General features: G+C 61.3%; 1 protein-coding gene. It reads left to right on the forward strand.

All coding sequences use genetic code 11. The features are described 5' to 3' along the window. Nucleotides 1-189: 189 nt before the first annotated feature. A complete protein-coding gene (locus RMO15_RS28085; protein ID WP_309720773.1) occupies nucleotides 190-2,745 on the forward strand; it encodes an SMC family ATPase in 2,556 nt (851 codons plus the stop codon). Nucleotides 2,746-2,833: the final 88 nt, after the last annotated feature.

Genomic DNA, 2,833 nt, shown 5'->3' on the forward strand with positions numbered 1-2,833 from the left:
GTTTCCCCTCCCCCCGTCTTCGCTCGTTCCTCACTGCGCCGACCCCCTCCCAATAATGGGAGAGGGTTGGGAGGGGGAAAGCGCCGCTCTCCCCCCATCCCAGCCCTCTCCGTGTCACCCCCTCCCTCCCACCCGAAGGGCTCTGTTATTGGGAGGTGAGGGGGCCGGGGGGAGGGAGGGAAAACTCATATGATCCCTCTCAAGCTCCAGCTCGAAAACTTTATGTCGTATGGCAAGGGCGTGCCGCCCCTGCCGCTCAACGACATGCGCCTGGCCTGTCTCTCGGGCGACAATGGCAATGGTAAGAGCGCGATCCTGGATGCGATCACCTGGGTGCTCTTTGGCGAGACCCGTGCGCCACGTGAGGACGATGTGATCCGACTTGGTGCGCCTAGCTGCCGGGTGATGCTGGACTTCCAGCTCGGCGAGGCTAAGTACCGGATTATTAAGCAGCGCGACCGAAAGGGCACCTCGCCGGTCTGGACACTACAAGCATGGCAGGATGACGATACGCTACGTAATATCAGCGATGGTCGCGAGACCAAGGCCAAGCTGGAGGGGCTGCTCCGGCTCAACTACGAGATGTTTCTCGCCACAGCCTATCTCGCTCAAGGCCGCGCCGATGTCTTTGCCCGCGCCAAGGCCAGCGAGCGTAAGCAGATTGTCGCCGATATTTTAGATCTCTCACGTTACGATGAGCTAGAGAAGCGTGCCCGTGAAACCCAGCGCGAGGCTAAAGAGCGCCGTAGCGCCGCTGAGAGCCAGCTCACGCAGATTGATTTCGAGCTTCAGGACAAAGACCGGATAGATGCCGAGCTAGAGTCTGCCGAGCTACTTCTGGCCGATGCCGCGGCTCAGCTCTCTCAGCTCCAGGCCACCCGTGATACTGCACACACCCAGTTTGAGCAGTGCCAGGGCTATGCCAACAGTGCCAAGGAGTGGGACGATAAGCTGCGCGAGTTGGAGCAGGACGAAGCTGTCGCTCTCCGCGAGGCCGACTCCTTGCGCCGTCGGATCGCTAACGCGGAGGCGATTCTGAGCCGTCGTCCTGAGATAGAAAAGCAGGAACGAGAAGCCACCGCGCTGGAGCAGCGCATCCAGAGTCTCCAGAGCCAGGTCGAGGAAGCTACAGCCCTCTACCGCGAGCGGGAGCAGCTCACAGAGAGCGTTCAGCGGGCGCACACCGAGCTAGACCGAGAGCTCTATCGGCTCACGCGGGAGGTGCAGGACCTTGAGCAAGAGACCAAGGAACTAGAGCGCTACGATGCCGAACGTGCCACCAGTGAGGCCGAGATCGCGGCTTACGGCGACCCTGAAGCGCGGCGCAAGGCTGCAGAAGCGGAGCGCGGCTACGCAGAAGACGCGTTTACGGAGCTCAAGGCACAGCGCAACAGTGCCAAAGCCGAGCAGGAGCGCTTAGAGAAACGCCTGGCCGCTCTGACGGGCTCGGACGCATCGCAGTGTGAGTTCTGCGGGCAACCACTTACCCTCAAGGCCCGTCAGGCCGCGATTGCTGAGACCGAAGCGGCGCTGGAGACCAACGGCGAGCAGCAGAGCCTACTTGCCGCACAGGGACGCGAGGCCAAGAAGCTCGCGGAGGAGTGGAAAGCAGCTTCGGAGCAAGCTCTCACCGACTCACGCTTGGTGGCACAGCTGGTCAACCGCAGTGCCCACGCCCACCAGGAAGCCCTCCGGCTACGCGAGCGCATCGCACAGCTCCCCAACCGAGAGAAACAGCGGCAGACGCTTGCGGAGCAGCTCGACTCGGGAGAGTTTTCACGCCAGGAGAAAGAGCGGCTCATGGTGCTTGCCGCGCAACTGGAGAAAATCGAGCGCTTCAATGAGGAGCTGCGCTCCCTACGCCAGCAGTGGAGTTCCCACCGAGAGCTTCCCACCGAGCGTGCGCGTCTGACGCAAGCCGAGGGAATTCTCGTCGAGGAGCCGCCGCGCTTGACCGAGCTAGAGGCGCGAGCCCTGAGCCTCTCCACCAAGATTGAGAAAGGCCGTCCGAGAGTCGACGAGATGCGCCAGCGTGCCGCCAACCTCCCACTACTCCATCAGGTGCTCACCGATTCAGAGAATGCGCTTCGTCGCCAGAACGCAGACATGCACCAGGCACATAGTCGCATTGGGGGCTTGAAGACGGAGCAGGATCGCCTGAAGGTACGGGAGAAAGAGCGCACTCGCACTGAAGCGGATCGGGTCGCGGCGGCACGAGACGAGCTACTCTACGCAGAGCTGACAGCGGCGTTTGGGAAAAAAGGCGTGCAGGCGCTGATCATCGAGAACGCCCTCCCGGAGATCCAAGAGGAGACCAATCGCTTACTAGGTCGGATGACCAATGGCGCGATGCGTGTCGCCTTCGAGACTCACCGCGAGGCGCGTACCAAGTCGGCCAGTCCGATTGAGACCCTAGACATCATTATCGAGGACGATCTGGGAACCCGTGCCTACGAAATGTACTCCGGCGGCGAGGCGTTTCGGGTGAACTTAGCGCTCCGGGTCGCGCTCTCCAAGATGCTTGCCCGGCGTGCCGGGGCACCGCTCCAGACACTTATCTTAGACGAGGGCTTTGGCACTCAAGACCCCCGTGGTCGCGAGGCTATCGCCGAGGCCCTCGAAGCGATCTCTGAGGAGTTCGCACTGATTCTGGTCATTACCCATGTCGAAGAGCTCAAAGATAGGTTCCCCACCCGCATCGAGATCAGCAAAGGCCCCGAGGGCTCACGCTTTACGCTGAACTAGCTAGAACCAGCCTTTTTTGTTCTTGACATAGGTCTCGACAAAGTCCTCATCGCTCTTGGTGAGATAGATAATCCCCTCGACGAGGCCA

Source organism: Armatimonas sp., from assembly GCF_031410135.1.
Classification (GTDB): Bacteria; Armatimonadota; Armatimonadia; order Armatimonadales; family Armatimonadaceae; genus Armatimonas.